This window comes from Pseudomonas sp. TE21435 (assembly GCF_056279265.1).
Genome location: NZ_JBWBQZ010000001.1, coordinates 4,871,148 through 4,896,909, shown reverse-complemented (window position 1 = coordinate 4,896,909; position 25,762 = coordinate 4,871,148). Strand labels below are relative to the sequence as shown.

Genomic DNA, 25,762 nt, shown 5'->3' with positions numbered 1-25,762 from the left:
ACAGTGATGACGAAGGCGTGTTCCGTGCCTTCGCGTCGCCCGGAATGGGCAAACCCGGTTGGATCAGAAGCGGTACTCGAGCATGCCGCTCAAGGTGCGGCCACGGGCCAGCGACAGGTTGTTGCCGTCGCCCATGGCCACGAAGTAGGCCTCATCGGTGGCGTTTTCCAGGGAAAGGGCCAGGTTCAGGCTGGAAGTCATCCAGTAGCTGGCGTACAGGTCATAGACTGTGTACTGGGGCCACTGCGCCTGATCGATCTGGTTGTAGGTATGGCTCTTGAGGTTTTCGCCATTGCCTTCGCTGTAGCGCACGCGCATGCCTACATCCAGGGTGCGATCGAGCAGGCGCATGCCCAGGGTCAGCGCGCCGCGGTCTGCAGGCATATAGGAGGCGTTGCCCATGATGTCGCCGCAACTGACGATACTGTTGGTGTCCGCCGCGCCCTCGGCGCGTGATACCCGCACCGGCAGCATGATGATGCGGCTGCCCACACGGACCGGGCGCATGACGGTGCCGGCACTGACCAGCCGCTGTGCGCCGCCCATGTAGAACTGGTTGGAGCAGAACTCGTTGCTGCCGATCATGTGGGTGTAGCTGAGCTGCCCGTAGTAGGCGCCGGCGTCGTAATCCAGGCTGTATTCCACGCCGCGAAAGCGCGTGGTCTCCAGGTTGTTCTGGTAGGCCGAGCGACCCAGCGCGATACCCGCCACGCTGCTGCCGGGCAACGAGACATTGGTGTCGAGAAACGAGAAGTTGTCGATGCGCGTGTCGAAGTAGGCGACCTTGGCGCCGAACCGATCGCCGTCGCGCAGCAGCGACTCCTTGAAAATGTTCAGCCCCAACTCCCAGTTGTGCGATTCCTCGGCCTTGAGAAACGGGTTGGGATAGACCATCTCGGCACTGCCGCCGGCATGCGGGCGGCCGCTCATGAACACCTCGGTCACCGCCGGCGGACGCCAGCCACGGCCCCAGCGGGTGTAGACCTGCAACCAGTCCGGCCCTGGCTTGACCGCAATACCGAAGGTTGGCGAGAAACGGCCTTCCTCCGTCTGCTCGTCGAAGATCATGTGGGTCTGCTGGCGCGAAAGGCTGACCTCGGTGACCCCCTCGGGGTACATCCAGGTGGTGACGCCGGTCTTGCCGCTCAGCCGGTAGCGGTCATAACGCAAACCAGCATCCAGGCTGAGCCAGTCGTCATGCTCGTAGGTGAGATTGCCGAACAGGCTGGCCATGATCCGCTTACCCTTGGGATTGGCACCTTGCACATAGGGCAGCGATTCCACTTCGTTCTGGGCGGCGACACGGTCCGTGCTGGGACGGAAACTGTCCTGGAACAGCTCGGTGCCGTAGTTGAAACTCAAGGTGTCGACTTGCCCGAAGTGCCAGCGCGAGGTGTTCTGCACCTGCAGCCCCCAGGTGTCGGTCTGGAAGCGGTCGGTATAGGCCTCGACACGGTTGCCGGTACCCACGCTGGACATGTTGTCGGCGTTCCAGCGGTCCTGGCGGGTGGTTACGTAATAAAGCTTGGCCTTGAAATCGATCAGGTCGTTGTCGGGCGAGAAGCTGTAGTCGACTGCAGCGTTCTTCGCATTGATGTCATTGGTCCCGGTGACCCGGTAGTAATAGCGGTTACTGTTGCTGTCGTTGTAGGTCCAGGCATCCTTGCTGTCGGCATCGGTCTCGAAGTAGCTGAACTGCAGGCGCTGATGCTCAGGCAGGTTGATGCCGAACTTGAACAGTTGGGAGCGGGTGATGCTGTCCATCGCCCCGACTTCACCGTGCAGCCAGCTCTTCCAGGCCTCGCGATTCTCCAGCTTGCCGCGGATCTGCGTGCCCAGGTTGTCGGCATTCTGCGTGCCGCTGCGGTAGTCGCCGAAGTGCCGCTCGCTGTAGCCGACGAGGATGTCGCCTATCTCGTTGCCGGCAGCAAACAGCGCACTGCCGTTGAAGTACGTGCCATTGCCCAGCTCGCCGATTCCATGGCCGGCGCGCAGGCGACCGCCTACTTCCTTGCCGGCGCCCAGCAGGTCACGGGCCTCGACGGTATTGAAACTGGCGATGCCACCGATCACCCCGGCGCCCCCCATGCCGGCAGAGGTGCCCTTGTCGATTTCCACGCCCTGGATGAACTCCGGGTCGATGAACATCGTGCCGTTGCGCTGCTGGTGGCCGTTGACACTGAAGTTCTGGCGCATGCCATCGATGTTCATGTTGACTCGGCCATAATCCTGCACGCCGCGGATGTTCACCGACAGCCCGGGGTCGCGCTGGTTGACCGCTGTGTACACCCCGGCAGTCTGCTCGAGCAGGTCGGCAGCGTGGCGCGGCGGGCGTTTGTCGATCTGCTCGCGGGTGATCACGCTGACCGAGCGAGGCGTCTGGTAGACCCAGTCGCCGTCACGCATCGAGTCAATATGGGTGGCGCCCAGTTCCATGACCTGGCCACCCTCCGCCAGGCGCTCCAGGCCTACTTGGCCCGGAGCACTGAAGCGATAGCGTACGGGCATGCCGCGCAGCAACCGGTGCAACCCCTCTTCTATGCTGTAGCCACCGTGCAGGCCTTCGCTTTGCAAGCCAGCCAGGGTTCGGCTGTCGAAGAACACCTGCACACCGGACTGCTCGGCATAGGCCAGGACGGCACTGTCGAGGGCCTGGGCAGGGATGTCGAACTGAATGACGGTGTGCCTGGCGCTGCTGACGGCGGTAGCAGCCTGCACCATGCCGATCCCCATCGGCAGGGTGCAGGTGCCCAGGGCCAGGCTGCCGGCAAGGGCGATGCGGCTCAGAGGCCGGAGGGGTCGAGTTGATTGCGTGCTCACTGCGCGTCTCGTCTGTTGGCGTTTTCTAGTAATGAAAATCAATCTCAACAGTCAGACGAGCAACGCGGGAAAACTCAGTAACACCAGATGAAAGTTTTTGCGAAAGACTCAGTAGATCACGGTCAAACCCGGTAACTGCAGGCGCTTGGCCTTCAACTCGCGGGTAAGGGTATCGGCGGCGACGGCCAGGTTGTCGAGGCGGAACACCCCGCTCACTTCCCGCTGCGCCAGCGTGCCATCGACCACCATCAGGCGGCCATCGCGATAACGGTTCAGGCGCTCGACCACCTCGGCCAGAGGCTGGCGCTCGAACACCAGCACACCTCGCTGCCAGTCGGTGGCGCGCTGCAGATCGTGGCCACTCCATGGCCGGATACCCTGGGCCTGGTCGTAGCGCACTGCCTGCCCCTCCTGCAGGAGCTGATGGGCGGCCCCCTGGGTCGGCGCCGTTTGCAGGCGCACGTCGACACTGTGCTCGAGCATGCCCACCCAGCCGCCATCACCCGCCTTGCCCACCACGAATCGGGTGCCCAGTGCCTGGCTGGTGGCACCGGCATATTCGACCACGAAGGGCCGCGGCTCATCCGCGCTGACCGGCGCCGCACTGAACACCGCCTCCCCCGCCAGCAGGCGCACCCGACGCTGCCGACCATCGAAGTCGAGCTGTACGGCACTGCCGCTGTCCAGATCGACCTGGCTGCCATCGGGTAGGCTGACGCGGCGCACTTCGCCAGCCGCAGCGTAGTCGGCACGCCAGTCGAGCAGTAATCGAGGGCCTTGTTCGACACCCAGTATTGCCAACAGCAGCAACGCACTGCTGGCCACCGCCCAGCGCAGCCGCGTCGGCCGACGCCGGCCACGCGGACGCTCGGCCCGGGCTACTGGCGCCCGGTGCGGCGTTGTCGGTGCCAGGCTCGCCACCTGCCCGAGATCGGCCCAGATCGCCTGGGCGAAGGCATAGGCCCGTGCATGGCGCGGATCGCTGCCGCACCATTGCGCCAACGCCAGCTGCTGCGCCGGGCTCAGGGGGCCGCCCCCTTCCAGCACCACCCACTCGGCGGCCTGCTCGCGGATGGCTTGCTCGTTCTGGCTGCTCACACGGTTCTCTCGCGATCTGGTTATGTCTGGGCTGACGTCTGAAGCGGCATTTGTCAGTAAACCGTTGGTCATTCGGTTTCCTGCAGGCACTGCATCACATAGGCCAGGGCCTTGGCCAGATGCTTTTGCACCGAGCTGTCGGAGATCCCCAGTTGCCGGGCAACCTCGGCATGGGTCATGCCTTCCAGGCGGTTGAGGCGGAAGATTTCCCGGGTGCGCTCGGGCAACTCGCCAAGGATCGTCTGCAGGCGACGCAGGTGCTGCTCGCGCACGGCTTGCTCCTCGAGCCCGGGGCCATCCTCGACGAGCGCCTCGAAAGCCTCGTGGGGCACCGTGTCGGTCTTGCGCCTTTGCTGCTGACGCACGTGATCGATCATCAGGTTGTGCGCGGTGCGATAAAGGTACGCCTGGGCGTTGTCGATGGTCTCGGTACGCTGCTGCTCGGCCAGGCGCAGGAAACTGTCCTGCACAAGGTCAGCGGCCAGCTGTGGGTCGCGCACCTTGCGCGAGAGCAGGCCTTGAAGGTTTTTCGCGTGCTTGAGAAACAGCCGCTTGAGGTCTAACTCCGCCACACGCGCTCCATGAGGTGGTCGCAAGGTGGCGGTATGCTACTCGTTATTGAGAATCACTTACAAGAAAATGACCTACTCGAATAGTGCATCCAGCGCTTGTTCCAGACGGGTCACGGCAATCACCTGCAACCCGGCGGGAGCCTCTTTCGGTGCGTTGCCCTTGGGCACGATGGCACGCTTGAAGCCATGCTTGGCCGCCTCCTTCAGACGCTCCTGGCCACTGGGCACCGGGCGCACTTCGCCCGACAGGCCGATCTCGCCGAACACCAGCAGGCCATGGGCCAACGGCCGGTTGCGCAGGCTGGACATCACCGCCGCCAGCAACGCGAGGTCGGAGGCAGTCTCGAGCACCTTCACGCCACCCACGACGTTGAGGAACACGTCCTGGTCGTGGGTGGGGATGCCACCGTGCCGGTGCAGCACCGCCAGCAGCATGGCCAGGCGATTCTGGTCCAGGCCCAGGGTTACCCGCCGTGGGTTGGCCAGGTGGCTGTCGTCGACCAGCGCCTGGACTTCCACCAACATCGGCCGGGTGCCCTCCCAGGTAGCCATGACCACGCTGCCGGGCACCTCTTCCTGGGTGCGGTTGAGGAAGATCGCCGACGGATTGGAGACTTCCTTGAGGCCGCGGTCGGTCATGCCGAACACGCCCAGTTCGTTGACCGCGCCAAAGCGGTTTTTCACTGCGCGCAGCAGGCGCAGGCGGCCATCGGACTCGCCCTCGAAATACAGCACGGTGTCGACCATGTGCTCGAGCACCCGTGGACCGGCCAACGAGCCCTCCTTGGTGACGTGGCCGACCAGGAAGATCGCCGTGCCGCTCTGCTTGGCGTAGCGCACCAGCAATGCCGTGCTCTCGCGCACCTGGGCCACGCCACCCGGCGCCGACTGCAGTTGTTCGGTGAAGATGGTCTGGATCGAGTCGATCACCATCACCCGCGGCTTTTCCTGGCGCGCGGTGGCGATGATGGTCTCGATGCAGGTTTCGGTCATGACCTTGAGCTGGTCCTGGGGCAGGCCCAGGCGCCGGGAACGCATGGCCACCTGCTGCTGCGACTCCTCGCCGGTGACATACAGCGCCGGCATCTGCATGGCGATGTTGCACAGGGTCTGCAGGAGGATGGTCGATTTGCCGATACCCGGATCGCCCCCGATCAGCACCACCGATCCATCCACCAGGCCGCCGCCCAGCACACGGTCGAGTTCGGTGCTGCTGGTGGTGAAGCGCGGGATCTCCTCGACGCTCACTTCGGCCAGGGTCTTGATCTGCGCCTGCTGCCCGGTCCAGCCGGTGCGCCCGCTCGGTGCCGCGGCGCCGCCGCTTTCGATCATGCTCTCGACCAGGGTGTTCCAGGCCCCGCACTCGCCACACTGCCCGGCCCACTTGGGGAAGGTCGCGCCGCACTCGGTGCAGCCATACAAACGCTTGGCCTTGGCCATGGGCTGGGTCTCCTAGAAAAAACCGCCATGATAGCCGAACACGGACGTGCCCCGGAGCCCTCGGCGGGCGACAAAACTATTCGCTCTATAAACAGTCTGTAGCTGCGAACGTCACGCATGAAGCGTTTTAGTGGCTTACACTGCGTTTACCTCTCCATTCGTAACAAAGGAATACAGCATGGGCATGCTCAGTGAATTCAAGGCCTTCGCGGTCAAGGGAAATGTCGTCGACATGGCGGTGGGTATCATCATCGGCGCGGCATTCGGCAAGATCGTTTCGTCCTTCGTCGGTGACGTGATCATGCCCCCCATCGGCCTGCTGATCGGCGGTGTCGACTTCAGCGACCTGGCCATCACGCTCAAGGCTGCCGAAGGCGATGTGCCGGCCGTAATGCTGGCCTACGGCAAATTCATCCAGACCGTGCTCGACTTCATCATCGTCGCCTTCGCCATCTTCATGGGTGTGAAAGTGATCAACCGCCTCAAGCGCGAAGAGGCAGTGGCACCGACCGCTCCGCCGGTGCCCAGCGCCGAGGAAACCCTGCTGACCGAGATTCGTGACCTGCTCAAGGCGCAGAATCGCCAGCCCTGAAGCACAAAACGACTGGGGCCGCTTTGCAGCGGCCCCAGTGACGGCGATCCAAAAGGCGCCATTGTTCCTTACCAGTAGTTCTCCACCGCCACCTGCCCCGGCCGCTTGCTCAGGCTCAGTTGCAAGTCCCGCGCCTTGAGCACCTTGCGCGTCTCGTCGATCATCTCCGGGTTGCCACACAGCATGATCCGTGAATGCTCCGGCGAAAGCGCCAACCCCGCCGCCTTCTCCAGTTCACCGTTCTCGATCAACGTGGTGATCCGCGCATTCAACGCACCCGGATGCTGCTCTCGGGTGACCACCGGAATGAACTGCAGCTTGCCCGCGTACTCCGCCAGGTAGTCGCGCTGTTCCAGCGCGGCGATTTCATCGACATACGCCAGCTCCTTCGCCTCGCGCACCGAATACACCAGCTTGATGTTGTCGAAGCGCTCCCAGGCCTCGAAGTCCTGCAGGATCGACATGAACGGTGCGATGCCGGTGCCAGTGGCCAGCAGCCACAGGTCACGACCGCCAACGAAGCGGTCAAGGGTCAGGTAACCGAAGGCCTGGCGGTCGATCAGCAGGGTGTCGCCTTCGCCGAAGCGGCTCAGCTCACTGGTGAACTCCCCACCGGGCACCACGATGGAAAAGAAGTCGAGATGTTCGTCATGGGGCGCGCTCACCATGGAATAGGCGCGCCAGACGACGCTGCCATCTGCCTTGCTCACGCCCAGCCGGGCGAACTGCCCCGCACGGAAGCGAAAGCCTGCATCGCGGGTGACGCGCAGGGAAAACAGGTTGGGGGTCAGGGGCTGGACGCCGAGCAGGGTCTGGCGGGTGAATTTGTCGGCGCTGGCGGTCATGACGGGCTCCACGAATCAAGTGCGCACAGTGTCGCGCAAAGTAGCGGAGATAAACACCGTCGATTTGTAGGGCATGCCATGGCACCAAGCGCAAACAACTAAGGATGCGTGGCAGCTATAACAAAAAAACCCAGCACACCGTTAGGAGATTTCCTACACTACGGACCGTGCAATGCTGACTTTGGATCCACAGAGACGCAAAGGGAGCTTCATCGATGCCACATTGGAAGAGTGAGCAACTCCAGCAGCTGCTGGAGGAACAGGAACCGCAACTGTTGTTCGGCCAGGCCGTGCAACTGGCCCAGGCACTGGACATGGAGTTCGTCGGCCTGACGCTGCACCTGCATGTGGCTGCTCGTGGTCCCCAGGTGATCCTCTACAACAACTACCCAAGCGCCTGGAATGCGCGCTACCAGGCTGAAGACTTCATCAAGATAGACCCATCAGTATCAAAATGCCACCATATGACGCTGCCACTGGTCTGGAACGACGAACTGTTCCACGAGGTGCCTCAGCTGCGGGAGGCCGCCACTGCCTACGGCATGACCCATGGCTGGAGCCAGTCAGTGCACGACCAGCAGCACAACGAAAGCCAGTTGAGCGTCTCCAGGGCCAAAGGCGCAGTCTCTCGTGACGAACTGTTCGAGAAGAGCGCCCAGGTAATGTGGCTGTGCAACACCTTGCACGCCGCCCTCAGCACGCACCACCTGGCGAAGTACAGCCCACTGCCGCAATTGAGCGAACGCGAGCTTGAAGTGCTCAAGTGGTCCGCCGCCGGCAAGACCGCCGCCGACGTGGCGATGATTCTCTCGCTGTCGACCAGTACCGTGAATTTTCATATCCGCAGTGTGATAAGCAAGACCAACGCCTCCAACAAAGCCGGCGCCATCGCCATCGCCGCCCTGCGAGGCCTGCTCTGACAGCCCGCCCCCCGCACAGACGTAAAGCCCTGTAGAATCACCCGCCGCAAGCCCGCGCACAGCGCGCCGGGCAGGATTCGCAGCAGAGCCCCACGCCATGCCCCTGTTCAACAGCCCCTTCGCCGACCTCGACCTGATCCGCCAGCCGGAGCAAGCCAACGACCCGCTGCTGGCGTTCGATGCCGCCGACCAGTACCTGCTGGAACACATGGCCGCCCAGGCACCAGGCGCAGGCTGCAAGGTGCTGGTGCTCAACGACAGCTTCGGCGCCCTGGCCGCCAGCCTGGCCGGGCACCTGGACGTGACTAGCAGCGGCGACTCGCACCTGGCGCACCTGGCCCTGGAGAAAAACCTGGCGGGTAACGGCAAGCCGTTCGACAGCGTACCCTTCATCCCGGCCAATGAGCCCTTCCAGGGCCCGTTCGACCGCGTGCTGGTGCGCGTGCCCAAGACCCTGGCCCTGCTCGAGGAGCAACTGATCCGCCTGCAGGGCCAATTGGCGCCTGGCGCCCAGGTGATCGCCGGGGCGATGATCAAGTACCTGCCCAGAGCCGCCGGCGATCTTATGGAGAAGTACATCGGCCCGGTGCAGGCGTCGCTGGCGCAGAAGAAAGCGCGCCTGCTGATTGCCACTGTGACGCAACAGCCTCTCGCACATTCCCCCTACCCCAGTCGCTATCGTCTGGAGACGCCGCCCCTGGAGCTGGTCAACCACGCCAACGTGTTCTGCCGCGAAGGCCTGGACATCGGCACTCGTGCCTTCCTGCCGCATCTGCCGCGTGACCTGGGTCGCGCCCGCGTAGCCGATCTTGGCTGTGGCAATGGCGTGCTGGCGATTGCCAGCGCCCTGGCCAATCCGGATGCGCATTTCACCTTGGTCGACGAGTCGTACATGGCGGTGCAGTCGGCGCGGGAGAACTGGCGGGCGGCATTGGGCGAACGCGAAGTGACGATCAAGGCTGCGGACGGCCTGGCGGGGCAGGAGAAACAATCGCTGGACGTGGTGCTGTGCAACCCGCCGTTCCACCAGCAGCAGGTGGTCGGCGACTTCCTCGCCTGGCGCATGTTCCAGCAGGCCCGCGAGGCACTGGAAGTCGGTGGCGCGCTGTACATCGTCGGCAATCGCCACCTGGGCTACCACAGCAAGCTGGCGCGCTTGTTCCGGGGTGTCGAGCAGGTCGCGGCGACGCCGAAGTTCGTGGTGCTCAAGGCCCGGAAATAAAAGCATCGCGGGGCAAGTCGCAGCGGTGCACCGCTGCGACTTGCCCCGCGATCACTCAATGGCTCAGTGAGTACTCAGGCCTGCCGCGCTCATGAACATGCGCATGCCATAAGCCACCACCCCAAGCGCTGCCACGCTCACCCCCCAGATCAGCACCAGCCAACCCAGGCGTTGCCACAGCGGTTTCTTCTCTTCGACATTCATCACCCGACGCTCCTAGTGATAGCCGTCTTCATGGGTCACCTTGCCGCGGAACACGTAGTAGCTCCAATAGGTGTACCCGAGGATGAACGGCAGGATGAACAGCGTGCCCACCAGCATGAAGCCCTGGCTCTGTGGCGGCGCCGCGGCATCCCAGATGCTGATCGACGGCGGGATGATGTTCGGCCACAAGCTGATGCCCAACCCACTGTAGCCAAGGAAGATCAGCACCAGCGTCAGCAGGAACGGGGTGTAGTGGGCGTTACGCGCCACCGCCCGCAGCAACCCGTAGAAGGTCACCAGCACCAGAATCGGCACCGGCATGAACCAGATCAGGTTGGGCATGCTGAACCAGCGCTCGGCGATTTGCGGGTAGGCGATCGGCGTCCACAGGCTGACGATACCGATGACCACCAGCAGCACCAGCGCCAGGGGGCGGGCCATGTCATGCATTTTTTGCTGCAAGGGCCCTTCGGTCTTCATGATCAACCAGGTGCAGCCCAGCAGCGTGTAGGCGACGATCAGGCCCAGGCCCGAAAACACGGTGAACGGGGTCAGCCAATCCAGGGTGCCGCCGGTGAATTTACGGTCGACCACCTTGAAGCCTTCGATGAACGCGCCCAGCGCCACCCCCTGGAAGAAAGTCGCCACCAGTGAGCCCCAGATGAAGGCCTTGTCCCAGATATGACGCCTGTGGGCCCTGGCCTTGAAGCGGAACTCGAACGCCACGCCACGGAAGATCAGGCCCACCAGCATCAGGATCAATGGCAGGTACAGTGCCTCGAGCACCACCGAGTAGGCCAGCGGGAAAGCCCCGAACAGCGCTGCCCCGCCCAGCACCAGCCAGGTCTCGTTGCCGTCCCATACCGGGGCGACCGTGTTCATCATCACATCGCGGTCACGCTCATCCTGGACGAAGGGGAAGAGCATGCCGATGCCCAGGTCGAAACCATCCATTACCACATACATCATGACGCCGAAGATGATGATCACGGCCCAGATCAGCGGAAGATCGATACCCATCTCAGTTCCCCTTGCTCAGGCTGCTGGAGTCGGCCTCATGGCCTTCATCGGCGGCGGACAGCGGCCGCGCCGGCGTGCGTTTCTGGCCAGGGCCACCGGGGGTGTGCTCATCGCCTTCACCAGTCTTGGGCCCTTTGCGCACCAGGCGCATCATGTAGCCCAGACCGGTGCCGAACAACGCGAAGTAGACCACCACGAACATCACCAGGGTGAACCCCAACTGCGCGTAGCTATGGTTGGACACCCCATCGGCGGTGCGCATCAGCCCGTAGACCACCCACGGCTGGCGGCCGATCTCGGTGGTGAACCAGCCGGCGAGGATCGCAATCAACCCCGACGGGCCCATCCACAGGGTCAGGTAGAGGAACGGGCGCGAGCTGTACAGGGTGCCGCGCTTGCGCAGCCACAGGCTCCACAGGCCGACAAAAATCATCAACATGCCCAAACCGACCATGACTCGGAACGACCAGAACACGATGGTCGAGTTGGGTCGGTCCTCAGGTGGGAACTCCTTCATCGCCGGCACTTGCTTGTCCAGGCTGTGGGTCAGGATCAAGCTGCCCAAGGCTGGGATCTCGACCTTGAAGCGCGTGGTTTCGGCCTGCATGTCGGGAATGCCGAACAGGATCAGCGGCGTCGGTTCACCGGGTTTGTTCTCCCAGTGGCCCTCGATGGCGGCGATCTTCACCGGCTGATGCTTGAGCGTGTTCAAGCCATGGAAGTCGCCGATCACGGCCTGGATCGGCGCCACCACCAGGGCCATCCACATGGCCATCGACAGCATCTTGCGCACCGCCGGATTGTCACGCCCGCGCAGCAGGTGCCAGGCTGCCGAGGCGCCGACGAAGAACGCGGTGGCGACGAAGGCCGCGGTGGCCATGTGCATCAGGCGATAGGGGAAGGACGGGTTGAAGATCACCGCGAACCAGTCCACCGGAATCACCTGGCCATTGACGATCTCGTAGCCCTGGGGGGTTTGCATCCAGCTGTTGGAGGCGAGGATCCAGAAGGTCGACACCAGCGTGCCAAGCGCCACCATGCAGGTGGCGAAGAAGTGCAACCCCCGGCCGACACGGTGCCAGCCGAACAGCATGACGCCGAGGAAACCGGCCTCGAGGAAGAATGCCGTGAGCACCTCGTAGGTCAGCAGGGGGCCGGTGATGGAACCGGCAAAATCGGAGAACTGGCTCCAGTTGGTACCGAACTGGTAGGCCATGACCAGGCCCGAGACCACCCCCATGCCGAAGTTCACGGCGAAGATCTTCGACCAGAAGTGATAGAGGTCACGGTAGGTGTTGTCGCCGGTCTTCAGCCAAAGGCCTTCGAGGACCGCCAGGTAGCTCGCCAGGCCAATGGTGATGGCCGGGAACAGGATGTGAAAGGACACGGTAAAGGCAAACTGGATTCGGGCGAGCTCTAGGGCTTCCAATCCGAACATGGTGCTTCCTCTTCAGGTAATCTGGCGACCGGGCTCATGGCCTGTCGCCCACTGCCCCCACGGGTATCGAGTGCGGCGCGTTGGAATTGTTCTGTTCGATCGCGGGGATTCCGGCCCAAGGGCCAAGATCGTTGCATCTGGAACGATTGATCCAGATCAACGACTGAATGGAAGCATAGTCCTGAATGACCCATCCGGATGTGTGGTTGATTGCCGCGTGACCCGTTGCCTCACCCTCTTTTGCGAAGTCGCGATGGTTGATCCACGCGACTTTCAGCAACTATTTGTTACAAACAGATGTTACCCTGCAGGCCCCTCTATCTCGAGGCTGCAGCCCCCCGATGTCCGATTCCGCCCCGCAATTGCTGCGTCATCACCGCCCGTTCCTGGCCTTCTGGCTGGCCCGCGTGTTCACCGCCAGCGGCTTCCAGATGCTCACCGTGGCCATTGGCTGGCACCTCTACCAACTGACCGGGAATGTCCTCGACCTGGGCCTGGTCGGGCTGGTCGAGTTCGCGCCCCGGGTGCTGTTCATGCTGCACACAGGCCACGTCGCCGACCGCTACGACCGACGCAAGGTGGCCGCCCTGTGCCAGACCCTGCAGGCGCTGATCGCCCTGGCGCTGGCCCTGGGCAGCGTCAGCGACAACGTCAGCCGCGAGCTGATATTCATCCTGGCCTTCCTGCTCGGCGCCACCCGTTCGTTCGAGATGCCGGCGACCCAGGCGCTGCTACCCAACGTGGTACCGCCAGGGCTGTTCCCACGGGCCGTGGCGGCGTCGGCATCGGCCACCCAGTCGGCGACCATCGTCGCCCCGGCGGTCGGCGGCTTTCTCTACGCCTTCGGCAGTACCTGGGTGTACGGCCCGACCGTGGCCCTCTACCTCATCGCCTGCCTGCTGACCCTGAGCCTCGACGCGCGCCAGCAACTGCCCCAGCGCGGTCGGGCCAACCTGGAATCGCTGCTGGCCGGGGTGCGCTTCATCCGCAGCCGCCCGGACATCTTCGGCGCCATCTCCCTGGACCTGTTCGCCGTGCTGCTGGGCGGCGCCACCGCGCTGCTGCCAGTGTTCGCCAAGGACATCCTGCTCACCGGCGCCTGGGGCCTGGGCCTGCTGCGCTCGGCGCCGGCGGTGGGCGCGCTGCTGATGTCGCTGTGGCTGGCGCGCTTCCCGGTGGAGCGCAAGGTAGGCCTGATCATGTTCGCCTCGGTCGGCGTGTTCGGCGTGGCGACCATCGCCTTCGGCCTCTCGACCTCGTTCTGGTTCTCCCTGGCGGTGCTGGTGGTGCTCGGCGCGGCGGACATGATCAGCATGGTCATCCGCGGCGCCTTCGTGCAGCTGGAGACGCCAGACGAGATGCGCGGCCGGGTAAGCGCGGTGAACGGGCTGTTCATCGGTGCCTCGAACCAGCTCGGCGAGTTCGAGTCGGGGCTGACCGCGCACTGGTTTGGCACAGTCCCGGCGGTGGTGCTCGGCGGCGTGGGCACGCTGCTGGTGACCGGGGTATGGATGAAGCTGTTCCCGACGTTGACCCATCGCGACCGTATGCATAACGGTTGATCGACCTGCTGGCACCCAGAGATTAGGCAATCTCGCGCGGGAGCAGCATGCTGGTTTGTCCTGCACCGGCCTCTCGCCGGCAAGCCGGCTCCCACACCGACCGTGCCGCCTTCAAGCCAAGCGCCATCCCTGTGGGAGCTGGCTTGCCAACGATGAGGCCAGTGCAGGAAGACGACACCGTTGCCCGATTGCCTTCCCCAATGGCCATAGGCCCCCGCCATCCTTGCTGGTATGATGCGCGGCTTTTTTCCACCTCGCACAAAACCACGGCACCCGGTACGGTCTGTGCTTTGCTGTTGGGGTCGATACATTCACGGCGCGAGGGCGCCCGGGGAGCAGGCATGCTGGAAAGGCTGTTTCAACTAAAAGCACACAACACCAACGTGCGCACCGAGATTCTCGCGGGCGTCACCACCTTCCTGGCCATGGCCTACATCCTGTTCGTCAACCCGAGCATCCTCGGCGAGACCGGCATGGACAAGGGCGCGCTCTTCGTCGCGACCTGCCTGGCCGCGGCCATCGGCTCGGTGACCATGGGCATCATCGCCAACTACCCGATCGCCCTGGCGCCGGGCATGGGCCTGAACGCCTTCTTCACCTACACCGTGGTCCTGCACATGGGCCATACCTGGCAAGTGGCGCTGGGGGCGGTGTTTCTCTCCGCGGTGCTGTTCTTCCTGCTGTCGATCTTCCGCATCCGCGAATGGATCGTGAACAGCATCCCGCTGCCGCTGCGCTCGGCCATTGCCGCCGGCATCGGCCTGTTTCTGGCGCTGATCGCCCTGCATAACGCCGGCATCGTCGTCGATAACCCAGCCACTCTGGTAGGCCTGGGCGATCTCAGCAAGCCCGCGCCGATCCTCGCCACCCTGGGCTTCTTCCTGATCGTCGCCCTCGAGTCGCTGAAGGTTCGCGGCGCCGTGCTGATCGGTATCCTGGCAGTGACCGTGGCCGCGATCGCGCTGGGCGTCACACCGTTCGGCGGGGTGGTCTCGATGCCGCCGTCGCTGGCCCCGACCTTCCTGCAACTGGACATCGCCGGCGCCCTGGACGTCGGCCTGATCAGCGTGATCTTCGCCTTCCTGTTCGTCGACCTGTTCGACAACTCCGGCACCCTGATCGGCGTGGCCAAGCGCGCCGGCCTGATGGGCAAGGACGGCCACATGCCGAAGATGGGCCGCGCCCTGATCGCCGACAGCACCGCCGCCATGGCCGGTTCGCTGCTGGGCACCTCGACCACCACCAGCTACATCGAGTCGGCGGCGGGCGTGAGTGCGGGCGGGCGCACCGGCCTGACCGCCATCGTGGTCGCCATCCTGTTCCTGCTGGCGCTGTTCTTCGCCCCGCTGGCCGGCAGCGTGCCGGCCTTCGCCACCGCCCCGGCGCTGCTGTTCGTCGCCGTGCTGATGGCTTCGGGCCTGGCCGAGATCAATTGGGACGACGTTACCGAAGCCGCGCCGGTGGTGGTGACCGCCCTGGCCATGCCGCTGACCTACTCGATCGCCAACGGCATCGCCTTCGGCTTTATCGCCTGGACCGCCATCAAGCTGATCTCCGGCCGTCGCCACGACCTGAACCCGGCGCTGGTGATCCTGTCCATTCTGTTCGTCATCAAGCTGGGTTGGTTCCCCGCATGAGTGCTGCCTACGATCCCGCGCAATACGACACGCAACTGGCGGCCAAGGCCGCCCGCCTGCGCGAACTGCTGGCGCCCTTCGACGCGCCGGAGCCGGCCGTGTTCGACTCGCCGCGCGGGCAGTACCGCCTGCGCGCCGAGTTCCGCCTGTGGCGCGAAGGCGGCCAACGCCACTATGCGATGTTCGCCCCGGGCGAGAAGCACAAGGCCATCCTGATCGACGACTTCCCGATCGCCAGCGAGCGCATCAATGCGTTGATGCCGCGTCTGAAAGCCGCCTGGCAGGCCAATGAAGACCTCGACAACCGGCTGTTCCAGGTGGAGTTCCTCACCACCCTGGCCGGTGATGCGATGATCACCCTGTGCTACCACCGCCCGCTGGACGAGGCCTGGGAGGCCGCCGCGCAGCAGTTGGCCGCAGATCTCGGTGTCAGCGTGGTCGGCCGCTCGAAAGGCAAGCGCGTGGTGATCGGCCGCGACTACGCGGTGGAGAAGCTCGACATCGCCGGGCGCGCCTTCAGCTATCGCCAACCCGAAGGCGCCTTCACCCAACCCAACGGCGCGGTGAACCAGAAGATGCTCGGTTGGGCCTTCGAGGCCATGGGCGAACGCCAGGACGACCTGCTCGAGCTGTATTGCGGCAACGGCAACTTCACCTTGCCGCTGGCCACCCGCGCCCGCCAGGTGCTGGCCACCGAGATCAGCAAGACCTCGGTCAACGCCGCCCTGCACAACCTCGACGAGAACGGCGTGGACAACGTGCGCCTGGTGCGTCTGTCGGCCGAAGAGCTGACCCAGGCCCTGAACGAGGTCCGCCCATTCCGCCGCCTGGAAGGCATCGACCTGAAGAGCTACGACTTCGGCACGGTGTTCGTCGACCCGCCGCGTGCCGGCATGGACCCGGACACCTGTGAGCTGACCCGTCGCTTCGAGCGCATCCTGTACATCTCCTGCAACCCGGAAACCCTGGCGCAGAACATCGCCCAGCTGCACGATACCCACCGTATCGAACGCTGCGCGCTGTTCGACCAGTTCCCCTACACCCACCATATGGAAAGCGGGGTGCTGCTGGTTCGGCGCTGACCCGCGACGACGCGGGGCCACCAGGGCCCCGCCGTTCGCTGCAAGGAGTGATGTGCCATTGGACCAGTTGAGCGCCATGCAAACCTTCCGCCGGGTCGTCGACCTCGGCAGCTTCAGCGCCGCCGCCCACCAGGCGGGCGTTTCCCATACCGTGCTGTCGCGCCAGGTGAAGCACCTCGAACGCCATCTCGGCACGCAACTGCTCAACCGCACCACCCGTCGCCTGCAAGTGACCGAAGCCGGCGCGCTGTTCTATCGCCACTGCACGCGGATTCTCGAGCAGATGCAGGCCATGAACCTTGAACTGTCCGAGCATCAACAACAGCCCAGCGGCACGCTGCGCCTGGGTGTGGCCACTGCCTTTGGCGAGCTGGAACTGGGACACTGGCTGCCGGAATTCGTCGGACGTCACGAGCGATTGCAGGTGGAACTGCATTGCAGCGACCGCTTCATCGACCTGCTGGAAGAAGACATCGATGTCTGCCTGAGGGTCACCGACCACCTGCCCGACTCCAGCCTGGTGGCCCGCAGGCTGGCGGACAGCGAAGTGGTGCTGGTGGCCGCGCCCGATTACCTGGAGCGCCACGGCACGCCGACCACGCCCGACGCCCTGGCTGCCCACCCATTGCTCGGCTACAGCCGCTTGCCGCACCCGCAGCGCCTGCAACTGACCGGCCCCGCCGGCGAGCGCCGGGAACTGCTGATGCCCCAGCGCCTGAGCGCCAATTCGCCGATGGCCCTGCGCGCGGCAGCGATCGGCGGGTTGGGTATTGCCAGCTTCGACCGCTTCATTGCCCACGATGCCTTGCGCGACGGGCGCCTGGTGCCGGTGCTGGCGGACTGGTCGCTGCCCTCGCGCACCTTGTACGCGGTCTATCCGCAGAGCCGCTATGTGGCGCCCAAGGTACGGGCACTCCTCGACTACGTGCAGGCGTACTACGCAGAGCCGCGATGGCAAAATTGATTTGTGCTTAGAACGCACAAGACATGGTAAATTGAAGATGTATTTGTGCGCATATTGATTGTTTAACCTTCGTCCATTGTCACTTGGCGAAGGAGCCTCCCCATGAAAGCACTGCACACCCTGTTCGCCGGCCTTTCCCTGGCCGCGATTGCCATCACCGCCAGCGCCGCTGGCGACACCCTGAGCTCGGTCCCTGACAGCACCTCGCTGAAATGGCAGCAGGTGCCCGGCACCCAAGGCGCTGTCAGCTACGCCAATGTCGAAGGCGACCTCTTCGGCAAGGGGCCGTATTCGGCCTACGTGAAGTTCCGCAAAGGCACCGACAATGGACTGCATACTCACAGCCAGACCCTGCCGACCGTGGTGTTGAGCGGAACCTTCTATGCGGTGATCGATGGCAAGCGGGTGGAGTACCCGGCAGGCGCCTACTACAAGCTGCCCGCCAACCTCGTGCATGAAAGTGGTTGCACCGCGGCTGCGGATTGCCTGCTCTTCCAGTACCAGACCAATGCCTTCGACCAGAACCCAGTCAAAGGCTGAGCCTGGGCAACGGGCTCACTCGCTGACCTGGAACTGCACCCGCGCCGTTTCACCGCTTTCATCCAAAGCACTCAACTCGATGCTCCCGGCCTGCTCGAACCTTACCGGCAAGCTGTCCTGCCCTTGGGTCTCGCCCATGGGCTGTCCATTGAGGAACCACCAGCGCCGCCCTGCCCCGCCCAATGCCGACACCCGCAACTGCAACGGCTCGTGGCTGGTGGCCGGGCGGCGCAGGTTGTCGCCACTGCGCACACCGACGATCGACAGCGGTGGCGCGCTGCTCAGCACCTGCGGTGGACAGGCGGGGTCAACGGCCGGCAGCCGCGCCGCTCGACGTTCGACCCGGGGCAACCACGGCTCGAGCGGGGCCGGCCACAGCGCGACGTCATGGGCCTTGGCACCGGGACAGGAGGCATCGACACGCAAGCCGCGCTCGTTGAGCCACACCGTTTCGCGCAAACCCAGCCCCAGCGGCTGGTCGGCAGCCTGCAAGGTCGGTGGCGTGGTGGCGTCTAGGGTCCAGGCGAAACGTTGCCGACGGCAGTTCGGGTCCTGACGGTTCATTGGCTGGCCCAGCGGCCAACAGATCGCGGCGACACCGACCGAATCGGGCACCGGCTCGACCGGCACTTCGATGCCTCGTTGGCTGTCGCGGTTGCTTAGCAGGTCATGCACCTGCAGCATTAATGGCGCCGCCGAGGCCAGGCCAAACTGGCCCGGCACCGGGGTGCCGTCGGGTCGGCCGATCCACACACCAATCAGGTAGCGCGGGCCGACGCCCACCGACCAGGCATCGCGAAAGCCGTAGCTGGTGCCGGTTTTCCAGGCCAATTGCGGGCGCTGCACCAATTCAGCGTGGGGGTCACGGTCCGGCCGGGCCAGGCCGCTGAGAATGCGCCGGGTGATCCAGGCCGAACCCGGCGACAGCAAGCGGCGTTCCACCAGCGGGTCCTGGGGTTGCAGGCGTACCTGCGCGCTCAACCCTCCACGGGCCAGCGCGGCATAGCCACCGACCAGGTCCTCCAGGCGACTGCCTGCGCCACCGAGGATCAGCGACAGGTTCGGCTCGGCCAGCGGCGGCAGCACCAGCGGCATCCCCCCCATGCGCATCTGCGCGGCGAAGCGTTTCGGGCCGTAGGCCTCGAGCAGTTGCACCGCCGGCAGGTTGAGCGACAGCGCCAGCGCCGAACTGGCCGACACCGGGCCACTGAAACCCATGGAGAAGTTGCCGGGGCGGTAGTCGCCGTAGCGTCGTGGCACATCCTGCAACAGCGATTCGGAGTGGATCAGGCCGTCGTCCATGGCCATGGCGTAGAGGAACGGCTTGAGGGTCGAACCGGGCGAACGCAGGGCGTGGACCATATCCACGTGACCGAAACGGCGCTCATCGTTCAAGTCGATGGAGCCGAGATACGCGCGCACGGCCATGCTCTGGGTCTCGACCACCAGCAACGCCGCCGAGGTGCGCTCGGGCAGGCGGGCACGCCAGCCCATCAGCAAGTCTTCGAGGCGGCGCTGCAAGGCGGCATCCAGGGTGGTACGGATCAGTGGCGGGCTGTTCGGTGTATTCAGGCGCCGGGCCAGCAGCGGCGCCAGCGCCGGCTCCTGGCGTGGCGCCAGCAACAGCGGCTCTTCACGCGCCTCATCGATGCGCTGGGCTGGCCATACCTGGTACTCGGCCAGGCGCTGCAGCACCTTGTCCCGGGCGCGCTGGGCGCGTTCAGGGTGGCGGTCCGGACGCAGCCGGCTCGGCGCCTGGGGCAGCACGGCGAGCAACGCGGCTTCGGCCGGCGTGAGGTGTTTCGGCGACTTGCCCAGGTACGCCCAACTGGCCGCTGCCACGCCCTGCAAGGTGCCGCCGAACGGTGCCCGGTTGAGGTACAGCTGCAAGATCTCGTCCTTGGACAGGTACCATTCCAGCTGCGCCGTGCGCCATAACTGACGCAGCTTGCCGGGCAGGGTGCGGTCGTGCGGGTCGAGCAGGCGCGCCACCTGCATCGACAGCGTGCTGCCACCAGACACCACCCGCCCGCCACGCAGGTTGAGCCAGGCAGCCCGGGCCAGGGCCATGGGGTTGACGCCGGGGTGATGATAGAACCAGCGGTCCTCGTAGGCGAGCAGGGCTTCAAGGTACAGCGGCGAGACTTCCTGCGGGCTGACCGGATAGCGCCACACGCCGTCGGCGTCGGCGAAGCGCCACAGCGGTGTGCCGTCCTCGGCCAGCACCACCCGCGCCAGGTCGTCGCCTGGCATGGGCAATGGCCAGATACGGTCGGCCAACCACAGCAGGGCCATGCCCAGCAGCACGCTGACGGCGAAACGCCGCAGCAGCCTGGTCAGGCGCGGGCGCGCTAAGCTTGGCATCGGGAACCGACCGGGCCAGGTGATGGCCAAAGGCTGGGAATCGCCGATTCGTTGATCAGGAAGCGACTATGCATGTAGAAGGTTTTTTCGAATGGCTGGGCCAGGCACTGGGTTCGGTGATCCGGTTCATCGTCGATGGCTTGAGCGGGTTGTTCAACCTGCTGGCCAACGCCGGTGGCAATTTCATCGATGGCCTGGCGCGCACGCTTGGAATGGACACCTCGCTGGTGAGCATCCTGGCGCTTATCGTCGGCCTGATGTTGCTGTACTCGGCGGTCCGCGCATTCATGCGCGCATCGATCATCCTCGGGATCATCTGGGCGTTGCTGGGGCTGTGGGTGTTGAGCTGGGTGGTGCATTGAAAGCAGCTGCAAGCTTGGAGCTACAAGCGACAAGTTGAAAGCAGCCTGCGTCGACTGCTTTCTCTTGTAGCTTGCAGCTCACAGCTTGAGGGTCAGCGAGCTCTTACAATCATCTCGCCCTGGCTATCACCTACCGCCTGCAAGTTGGGCCGGTACATCGACTCCACCTGCGGTGGCGGAATGCGGTAGCTGCCCGGCGTCACCGCACGGGCCAGGTACAGCAGGTGGGTGGTGCCGTAGCTGTCGAGCTTGAGCGCGGCCACATAGCGGTCGTCGCGGTACTCCTGGTGCACCACGCTGGCGTTCTGCATCGACTCGCGCCATTGCTTCACCGCGCTGCTGGCATTGTCCAGGCTGGCGGCGCTCTGCGCCAGGTTCTGGTTCTCCAGCTCCAGGCCTGCCGGCAGCAGGTCCACCACCAGGGCGTCGGGCACCTGGTCCTGGGCCTTGAGCGCCAGGTGCACCAGCACCAGGTCACCGCTGCGCAAGTTGCGCACATCCAGCGCCTGGCCATTCATGCCCAGGTACTCGCGGCGGATTTCCATGCCATTGCCGCTGGCGGCCGGCGCCTGGCGCGGGTAGCCGGACAGGGTCAGCTGCTGGTACAGGGTCTCGCCACCCTGGTTCTGCACGGTCAATGGCGAGGCCAGCAGCGGGCCCTCAAGCTTCATCCCCGAGTCATTGTTGTCGAACTCGCGGACCTCACCGGCGCTGTCCAGGCGGGCCTTCCAGTTGCCTTCCGGCTTGCCCAGCAGGCCACGCCCGGCGAGGAACAGCGCGTTGCGCTCCTGGGTGGAGAGCCAACGGTTGGCGGCCAGCTCGTCGGACAGGCCAAACAGGCGCTGATCGACCTGATTGGCGGCCAGGTTGTTCTCCTGCAGCAGGGCCAGGATCAACGCCTGGTCACGCAGGGCGCTGCCGTAGTCGGCCAGCCAGCCTTTGCCGCGGGTGACCGCCAGGCCCGCCTGCAGCGCCTGCTGCGAACGCTGCTTGTCGCCCATCTTGTCCAGCGCCACCGCCAGTTGCACCAATGGCAAACCGGAGCGGGCGTCAGCGCGGCGCTCGAACAGGCTGCGCAAGGCGCCCAGCGGCGCTTGCTGGCTGCGCGCCAGCACCAGGCCAGCGTAGGCCTGCACGGCGAAGCGGGTGTGGTCGGCGTTCTGGCTGTAGTCGACTTCGATCAGGTTGCGCTCCTGCACATAGCGCAGCAGGCGCTCGCTGGCTTTCTTCAGCGCCTCGGCCGGTACGCCGTAGCCTTGCTCGCGGGCGCGCAGCAGGAAGTCGGTGACGTAGGCGGTCAGCCAGTACTCCTCCTCGCTGTCCGAGCTCCACAGGCCGAAGCTGCCGTTGTAGCGCTGCATGCCCAGCAGGTGCTCGATGCCCATCTCGATCTTGCGCTTGCGCACATCGGCCGGCTCACCCTTGATGCCCAGGCGCTTGAGGCTGTCGGCATCGGCATACAGCGACGGGTACAGGCCACTGGTGGTCTGCTCCAGGCAGCCGTAGGGGTAGGCTTCCAGGGCGCGGATCTGCTCGGCAAGGTTCAGCGGTGGGCGGCTCGACAACGCCAGGCTGGCCTCCAGGCCCGCAGGCTCGAACTCGGCCAGGTCGCTGTCGGGCAGGCTCCAGGGCTGGTCCTTGAGGGCCACGCGGTAGTGCTTGAGCATCGCCGGGTAGGCCGGGCGAATACCCAGGGTCCATTCACGCTCGAAGGTACTGGCCGGCTCACCCGGCAGCTGCAGGCCGTTGACCTGCACGCGAACCTTGCCCTGGCCCAAGCCACCCTGGGCCTGCACCGGGATCATCAGGGTGGTGCGCTGACCTTCGGCGAGGCTGAAGTTCTGCTGCGCGCCACCGACCAGGCTCAGTTGACCTTCGCTGGACACCTGCACGCTCAGTTGCTGGTCACGGCCGGAGAGGTTGGCCAGGTCCAGCGCCAGGCGGGTCTGGTCGCCACCGGCGAGGAAGCGCGGCGCGGACAGTTCGGCGATCAGCGGCGCGGCGACCACGGTCTTGCCTTCAGCCATGCCGAAGTGTTCCTCGGTCCAGGCCTGGGCCATCAGGCGCAGCTCACCGTTGAAATCGGGAATATCGACGCTGGCCTGGCCCTCGCCTTTTTCATCGAGGGTGACCGGCAGGCTCTGCTGGGCAACGATGGTCACCGTGGTGTTCGGGCGCTTGCCGCCCTTGGCCATGGCGGCGTCACCGCCGAAGGCCAGGCTGGCCAGGCGGCCCTGGCCGGCTTCGATCAACTGGCCATAGATGTCCAGCTGGTCGGCGCCGTAGGCCTTGCGGCCGAACAGGCTGGCGAACGGATCGGGGGTCTTGAAGTCGGTGATGTTGAGGATGCCCACGTCCACCGCCGACAACAACACATGCACCTGCTTGGGCACGCTGCCATCGGCGTTGACCGCCTTGACCTTGACGGTCAGCGGTTGCTTGGGCCGCATTTTCTCCGGTGCCTGCAGCGATACGGCCAGCTTACGCTCGGCGCGGTCCAGCGGTAGGTGCAGCACGCCCACGGCACGTTTCGGCGTGGCGTTGGCCTTGCGCTCACCCGGGCGGATCACCAGGGCGCTGATGTACAGGTCGTGGCGCGCCCACTTCTTGTCCAGTTCGACATCGAATGTCTTGCCCTCGGCCGGCACCTCGATTTCCTGCCACCACAGCGGGCCGTCGGCGGACTCGATCATCAGGTAGCCGCTGCCGGCGGCCGGCGGGGTGACGGTGACCTTGGCGGTGCCGCCTTCCTTGTAGGCTGGCTTGTCCAGGGCGATCTTCACCTGGTCAGGGCGCACGGCGCCGCCCTCGGCGTTGTCCTGGGCGCGGTAGCCGGCCCAGAAGCGGGCGCTGGAGACCAGGCCGGTCTGCGGGTCTTCCACCTCGACGCGGTACGGGCCCCACTCCACCTGGAAGTTCAGCTTGGCGGTGGAACCTGCCTTCACGCTGACGGTTTCTTCAGCCTGGGTGAGGAACTTCTCGTTGTAGTTGTAGCTCCAGCCATCACTCTGCGAGTAGTTCCAGTAGTAGTCGCGGCGCTCGCGGATCAGTCGTACCTTCAGGTTGTCGGCGGCCAGTTTCTTGCCGTCGCGATCAGCCACCAGGAACTCGAACTCCACCGGGCCGTCGCCGTCGGTTTCTTCGCCGTCGAACAGGCCGCGCAGGCCCGGCAGGCGCTCGGCAGGCCAGATCGGCTGCTCCAGGCGCCGGGTGATCGGCCGACCACCGGACTCCTGCAGGCTGGCCTGCACGGTCAGTTGCAGCGGCGAGCGGGCTTCAGCCCAGCGACTTTCGATGTCGATGCGGGCCTTGCCGTTCTGGTCGAGGGTGACTTCGTCCAGCTCCAGGTCCTGGTTCAGTTCGGTCTCGGTGACCGCGCCGAACTGATAGCCCGGCAGCGCCTTCACCGCTTCACGCAACGGGCGCACGTAGGCCTGGCCACTGAGGCGGTTGCCGGCGGCGGGCGCACCATAGAGATAGCGACCATTGACCTGGATCGTGGCGGTTTGGTCCGGCGCCAGCGGCGCGGCACTGCCTTTGAGCTCCAGCGCCAGGCGCTCGGGGAGGAAGTCCTCGACAAGGAATTCGTAGACCTGCTTGCGTCCACCGCCCATGTCGAGCAGCAACTGCCAGCGGCCGGTCGGCGCTTCGCTGGCCAGTTGCAGCTGGTACTGGAACAGGCCGTTCTGGTCGGCCTCCCAGACGAACTTGCGGCTGACCTGCTCATCGGGGCGGCGTACTTCCACGTTCACCGGCTGGGCCTTGACCGGCTTGCCGTCCTGGTCGCGCAGCAGGCCGTTGAGCAGCACGGTCTCGCCTGGTCGGTACAGGTCGCGCGGGCCAAAGATGAAGAACTGCAGCGGGTTGGCCTGGGGGCCGGCGATGTCGAACTCGGCCAAGTCCAGCGCCGCGGTGTTAAGGCGCAGCAGGGTGGTGTGCACCCCTTGGGTGGCGATCAGCGTATCGGCCTTGGCGGTGATCGGCAGCTGGGCATGGCCGTCGCCGTCGGTCTTGGCCTGGGCCAGCAGCTTGCCCTTGTCGTCGTGCAGCTCGAGGGTGACGTCCTTGAGCGCCTTGCCGCCCTCCAGGGCCTGGGTGAACACGTCCAGGCGATCGCGATAGCGGTGCGCCGAGACGCCGATGTCACTCAGGGTGAACAGGGTCGCCGGCTGCGAGTAGTCATAGGTGCCCGAGGCACGCATCACCGCCAGGTACACGCCTGGCTCCTGCAGCGGCTTGATCCCGGCGATCGGCAACAGCACGGTTTCGCGGGTATTGCGCGCCGGGTTGAGGTCGAAACGGCCGCTGTAGACCAGCTCGGCCATCTCCAGGGTTTCCTTGGACTGGTAGTAGTAAAGGCTGCTGTTGCGCCCCCAGTTGACCAGGAAGCTCGAGAGCATGTCCGGCTTGATGCGGAAGAACTCGACATCGACCTTGTCGACGTTCAGGGCAATCACCGGCAGGCCTTCGGCCAGGCGCGTGGGCAGCAGCGAACCGCGGCTGGCGAAGCCCACCGTGGCCTGCATGTCGCGGGTCTCGAAGCGGCTGACCGATTCGGCCTGCAGCTGGTTGCCGTTGACCGAGAGCAGACCCTTGTCGATGGTCAGGACCATCTTGCGCTGCGGCTCCAGGTGGCGCAGGCGCAGTTCCATCTGGTTGTCCGAGAGTTCCCAGGCGCCGTCGACCTTGCCCTTGACGGTATCGACCAGGTGCAGCTTGCCGGCAAAGTCCTGGTTGGCGTCCAGTGGCGCGGAGACGCTGACCGACAGGGTACTGGCGCCGTCGAGCTGCACTTCCGAGACGTCCAGCACGGTCAGCTCGCGGCCGGCGTAGCGCTTGGCGAGCACCGCCGGATCTTCGCGCTTGGCCGTCCTGGTTTCGACGGGCGCGACGGCAGTGGCGGCATCGGCAGGCACCGAAGGCTTGTCCGGGGTGGAGGAATCACAGGCACTGAGCAGGGCCAGCGCGCAGGCCAGCAACAATCCTTTGTTGAGCATTTGAGAGAGAACTCTTCGGCAGCGTGTACATGAGGGGGGCAACTATAGCGCAACGGCTCGAAGCTTACCTGGCGATGCGCGGC

19 protein-coding genes are annotated in these 25,762 nt (G+C 65.0%); 9 read left to right on the top strand and 10 right to left on the bottom strand.

The genetic code is table 11. From position 1 onward, the window contains the following. Positions 1 to 63 precede the first annotated feature (63 nt). From ACZ9C1_RS22130 to radA, 4 genes are all read right to left on the bottom strand, one after another. Positions 64 to 2,733, bottom strand: coding sequence for a TonB-dependent receptor (locus tag ACZ9C1_RS22130; protein ID WP_476254588.1), 2,670 nt, complete (start codon positions 2,731 to 2,733; stop codon positions 64 to 66). Between the two features lie 195 nt (positions 2,734 to 2,928). Continuing rightward, positions 2,929 to 3,918 (bottom strand): FecR family protein, encoded by a 990-nt coding sequence (locus ACZ9C1_RS22125; protein WP_102684546.1) that lies wholly within the window; start codon positions 3,916 to 3,918, stop codon positions 2,929 to 2,931. Positions 3,919 to 3,986: 68 nt separating this feature from the next. Further along, on the bottom strand, positions 3,987 to 4,490 hold the full coding sequence (locus tag ACZ9C1_RS22120) for an RNA polymerase sigma factor (protein ID WP_102684547.1): 504 nt from the start codon (positions 4,488 to 4,490) through the stop codon (positions 3,987 to 3,989). Between the two features lie 72 nt (positions 4,491 to 4,562). Further along, positions 4,563 to 5,930 carry a DNA repair protein RadA gene (gene radA / locus ACZ9C1_RS22115; RefSeq protein WP_476254388.1) on the bottom strand — a complete coding sequence of 456 codons (1,368 nt, stop codon included), beginning with the start codon at positions 5,928 to 5,930 and terminating at the stop codon, positions 4,563 to 4,565. 178 nt (positions 5,931 to 6,108) lie between these two features. Here radA and mscL point away from each other — a divergent pair, with 178 nt between their 5' ends. Continuing rightward, positions 6,109 to 6,522, top strand: coding sequence for a large-conductance mechanosensitive channel protein MscL (gene mscL / locus ACZ9C1_RS22110; protein WP_046857209.1), 414 nt, complete (start codon positions 6,109 to 6,111; stop codon positions 6,520 to 6,522). Between the two features lie 68 nt (positions 6,523 to 6,590). Here the strand turns inward: mscL and ACZ9C1_RS22105 are convergent, their stop codons facing one another. Further along, on the bottom strand, positions 6,591 to 7,367 hold the full coding sequence (locus tag ACZ9C1_RS22105; RefSeq protein ID WP_102684548.1) for a ferredoxin--NADP reductase: 777 nt from the start codon (positions 7,365 to 7,367) through the stop codon (positions 6,591 to 6,593). Between the two features lie 215 nt (positions 7,368 to 7,582). On the opposite strand from ACZ9C1_RS22105, the gene ACZ9C1_RS22100 reads away from it, so the two are divergent. Then, complete coding sequence (locus tag ACZ9C1_RS22100) at positions 7,583 to 8,287, top strand: autoinducer binding domain-containing protein (RefSeq protein WP_476254387.1); 705 nt, start codon at positions 7,583 to 7,585, stop codon at positions 8,285 to 8,287. A 97-nt stretch (positions 8,288 to 8,384) separates the two neighbouring features. Further along, positions 8,385 to 9,509: a methyltransferase gene (locus ACZ9C1_RS22095; RefSeq protein WP_277502765.1), complete on the top strand. Its 1,125-nt coding sequence runs from the start codon at positions 8,385 to 8,387 to the stop codon at positions 9,507 to 9,509. 63 nt (positions 9,510 to 9,572) lie between these two features. Here the strand turns inward: ACZ9C1_RS22095 and ACZ9C1_RS22090 are convergent, their stop codons facing one another. The 3 genes from ACZ9C1_RS22090 to ACZ9C1_RS22080 are packed head-to-tail and all read right to left on the bottom strand — an operon-like array spanning position 9,573 to position 12,171. Then, complete coding sequence (locus tag ACZ9C1_RS22090; protein ID WP_102684551.1) at positions 9,573 to 9,713, bottom strand: DUF2474 domain-containing protein; 141 nt, start codon at positions 9,711 to 9,713, stop codon at positions 9,573 to 9,575. A 12-nt stretch (positions 9,714 to 9,725) separates the two neighbouring features. Then, positions 9,726 to 10,733, bottom strand: a complete 1,008-nt coding sequence (cydB, locus tag ACZ9C1_RS22085) for a cytochrome d ubiquinol oxidase subunit II (protein WP_102684552.1) — start codon at positions 10,731 to 10,733, stop codon at positions 9,726 to 9,728. A gap of 1 nt (position 10,734) precedes the next feature. After that, positions 10,735 to 12,171, bottom strand: coding sequence for a cytochrome ubiquinol oxidase subunit I (locus ACZ9C1_RS22080; protein WP_110704083.1), 1,437 nt, complete (start codon positions 12,169 to 12,171; stop codon positions 10,735 to 10,737). A 341-nt stretch (positions 12,172 to 12,512) separates the two neighbouring features. On the opposite strand from ACZ9C1_RS22080, the gene ACZ9C1_RS22075 reads away from it, so the two are divergent. The 5 genes from ACZ9C1_RS22075 (at position 12,513) to ACZ9C1_RS22055 (ending at position 17,956) form a co-directional block, all read left to right on the top strand. Beyond that, positions 12,513 to 13,733: an MFS transporter gene (locus tag ACZ9C1_RS22075; RefSeq protein WP_102684554.1), complete on the top strand. Its 1,221-nt coding sequence runs from the start codon at positions 12,513 to 12,515 to the stop codon at positions 13,731 to 13,733. Between the two features lie 341 nt (positions 13,734 to 14,074). Beyond that, on the top strand, positions 14,075 to 15,370 hold the full coding sequence (locus tag ACZ9C1_RS22070; RefSeq protein WP_038707321.1) for an NCS2 family permease: 1,296 nt from the start codon (positions 14,075 to 14,077) through the stop codon (positions 15,368 to 15,370). Continuing rightward, a complete protein-coding gene (gene trmA / locus ACZ9C1_RS22065) occupies positions 15,367 to 16,452 on the top strand; it encodes a tRNA (uridine(54)-C5)-methyltransferase TrmA (protein ID WP_277502757.1) in 1,086 nt (361 codons plus the stop codon). The genes ACZ9C1_RS22070 and trmA overlap by 4 nt, the downstream gene beginning before the upstream one ends. A 58-nt stretch (positions 16,453 to 16,510) precedes the next feature. Then, positions 16,511 to 17,416, top strand: a complete 906-nt coding sequence (locus ACZ9C1_RS22060) for a LysR family transcriptional regulator (protein WP_277502756.1) — start codon at positions 16,511 to 16,513, stop codon at positions 17,414 to 17,416. Positions 17,417 to 17,518: 102 nt separating this feature from the next. Next, on the top strand, positions 17,519 to 17,956 hold the full coding sequence (locus tag ACZ9C1_RS22055) for a cupin domain-containing protein (protein ID WP_476254386.1): 438 nt from the start codon (positions 17,519 to 17,521) through the stop codon (positions 17,954 to 17,956). Positions 17,957 to 17,971: 15 nt separating this feature from the next. On the opposite strand, the gene pbpC is transcribed toward ACZ9C1_RS22055, so the two are convergent. After that, positions 17,972 to 20,320: a peptidoglycan glycosyltransferase PbpC gene (gene pbpC / locus ACZ9C1_RS22050; RefSeq protein ID WP_476254385.1), complete on the bottom strand. Its 2,349-nt coding sequence runs from the start codon at positions 20,318 to 20,320 to the stop codon at positions 17,972 to 17,974. A gap of 68 nt (positions 20,321 to 20,388) precedes the next feature. Between pbpC and ACZ9C1_RS22045 the strand changes: the two genes are divergently transcribed. Then, positions 20,389 to 20,682 carry a hypothetical protein gene (locus tag ACZ9C1_RS22045; protein ID WP_023631497.1) on the top strand — a complete coding sequence of 98 codons (294 nt, stop codon included), beginning with the start codon at positions 20,389 to 20,391 and terminating at the stop codon, positions 20,680 to 20,682. A gap of 92 nt (positions 20,683 to 20,774) precedes the next feature. Here ACZ9C1_RS22045 and ACZ9C1_RS22040 read toward each other — a convergent pair whose 3' ends face one another. Then, positions 20,775 to 25,679: an alpha-2-macroglobulin family protein gene (locus ACZ9C1_RS22040; protein ID WP_476254384.1), complete on the bottom strand. Its 4,905-nt coding sequence runs from the start codon at positions 25,677 to 25,679 to the stop codon at positions 20,775 to 20,777. Positions 25,680 to 25,762: the final 83 nt, after the last annotated feature.

What these genes read in the sequence shown, in the direction of transcription:
- ACZ9C1_RS22040 (WP_476254384.1), bottom strand. Translation starts at nt 25,679, where the DNA reads ATGCTCAACAAAGGATTGTTGCTGGCCTGCGCGCTGGCCCTGCTCAGT.
- radA (WP_476254388.1), bottom strand. Translation starts at nt 5,930, where the DNA reads ATGGCCAAGGCCAAGCGTTTGTATGGCTGCACCGAGTGCGGCGCGACC.
- ACZ9C1_RS22100 (WP_476254387.1), top strand. Translation starts at nt 7,583, where the DNA reads ATGCCACATTGGAAGAGTGAGCAACTCCAGCAGCTGCTGGAGGAACAG.
- ACZ9C1_RS22075 (WP_102684554.1), top strand. Translation starts at nt 12,513, where the DNA reads ATGTCCGATTCCGCCCCGCAATTGCTGCGTCATCACCGCCCGTTCCTG.
- cydB (WP_102684552.1), bottom strand. Translation starts at nt 10,733, where the DNA reads ATGGGTATCGATCTTCCGCTGATCTGGGCCGTGATCATCATCTTCGGC.
- ACZ9C1_RS22105 (WP_102684548.1), bottom strand. Translation starts at nt 7,367, where the DNA reads ATGACCGCCAGCGCCGACAAATTCACCCGCCAGACCCTGCTCGGCGTC.
- mscL (WP_046857209.1), top strand. Translation starts at nt 6,109, where the DNA reads ATGGGCATGCTCAGTGAATTCAAGGCCTTCGCGGTCAAGGGAAATGTC.
- ACZ9C1_RS22095 (WP_277502765.1), top strand. Translation starts at nt 8,385, where the DNA reads ATGCCCCTGTTCAACAGCCCCTTCGCCGACCTCGACCTGATCCGCCAG.
- ACZ9C1_RS22130 (WP_476254588.1), bottom strand. Translation starts at nt 2,733, where the DNA reads ATGGGGATCGGCATGGTGCAGGCTGCTACCGCCGTCAGCAGCGCCAGG.
- pbpC (WP_476254385.1), bottom strand. Translation starts at nt 20,320, where the DNA reads ATGCCAAGCTTAGCGCGCCCGCGCCTGACCAGGCTGCTGCGGCGTTTC.
- ACZ9C1_RS22045 (WP_023631497.1), top strand. Translation starts at nt 20,389, where the DNA reads ATGCATGTAGAAGGTTTTTTCGAATGGCTGGGCCAGGCACTGGGTTCG.
- ACZ9C1_RS22055 (WP_476254386.1), top strand. Translation starts at nt 17,519, where the DNA reads ATGAAAGCACTGCACACCCTGTTCGCCGGCCTTTCCCTGGCCGCGATT.
- ACZ9C1_RS22070 (WP_038707321.1), top strand. Translation starts at nt 14,075, where the DNA reads ATGCTGGAAAGGCTGTTTCAACTAAAAGCACACAACACCAACGTGCGC.
- trmA (WP_277502757.1), top strand. Translation starts at nt 15,367, where the DNA reads ATGAGTGCTGCCTACGATCCCGCGCAATACGACACGCAACTGGCGGCC.
- ACZ9C1_RS22080 (WP_110704083.1), bottom strand. Translation starts at nt 12,171, where the DNA reads ATGTTCGGATTGGAAGCCCTAGAGCTCGCCCGAATCCAGTTTGCCTTT.
- ACZ9C1_RS22090 (WP_102684551.1), bottom strand. Translation starts at nt 9,713, where the DNA reads ATGAATGTCGAAGAGAAGAAACCGCTGTGGCAACGCCTGGGTTGGCTG.